General features: G+C 53.4%; 1 protein-coding gene. It reads right to left on the minus strand.

Annotated elements, in window-relative coordinates:
• Positions 1-15: 15 nt before the first annotated feature.
• Positions 16-713, minus strand: a protein-coding gene (locus tag ACOTW6_RS21870; RefSeq protein ID WP_103215986.1) for an IS1-like element IS1A family transposase whose coding sequence is annotated in 2 segments (ribosomal slippage) — positions 16-464 and positions 464-713 — 699 coding nt in all. Because the reading frame shifts where the segments join, the coding sequence is not laid out codon by codon here.
• Between the last annotated feature and the right edge of the window lie 55 nt (positions 714-768).

Consider the following 768-nt stretch of genomic DNA (forward strand, 5'->3'; position numbering starts at 1 on the left):
GGTAATGACTCCAACTTATTGATAGTGTTTTATGTTCAGATAATGCCCGATGACTTTGTCATGCAGCTCCACCGATTTTGAGAACGACAGCGACTTCCGTCCCAGCCGTGCCAGGTGCTGCCTCAGATTCAGGTTATGCCGCTCAATTCGCTGCGTATATCGCTTGCTGATTACGTGCAGCTTTCCCTTCAGGCGGGATTCATACAGCGGCCAGCCATCCGTCATCCATATCACCACGTCAAAGGGTGACAGCAGGCTCATAAGACGCCCCAGCGTCGCCATAGTGCGTTCACCGAATACGTGCGCAACAACCGTCTTCCGGAGCCTGTCATACGCGTAAAACAGCCAGCGCTGGCGCGATTTAGCCCCGACATAGCCCCACTGTTCGTCCATTTCCGCGCAGACGATGACGTCACTGCCCGGCTGTATGCGCGAGGTTACCGACTGCGGCCTGAGTTTTTTAAGTGACGTAAAATCGTGTTGAGGCCAACGCCCATAATGCGGGCAGTTGCCCGGCATCCAACGCCATTCATGGCCATATCAATGATTTTCTGGTGCGTACCGGGTTGAGAAGCGGTGTAAGTGAACTGCAGTTGCCATGTTTTACGGCAGTGAGAGCAGAGATAGCGCTGATGTCCGGCGGTGCTTTTGCCGTTACGCACCACCCCGTCAGTAGCTGAACAGGAGGGACAGCTGATAGAAACAGAAGCCACTGGAGCACCTCAAAAACACCATCATACACTAAATCAGTAAGTTGGCAGCATCACC

This window comes from Enterobacter cloacae complex sp. IR5403 (assembly GCF_049238705.1).
Lineage (GTDB): Bacteria > Pseudomonadota > Gammaproteobacteria > Enterobacterales > Enterobacteriaceae > Enterobacter > Enterobacter hormaechei_C.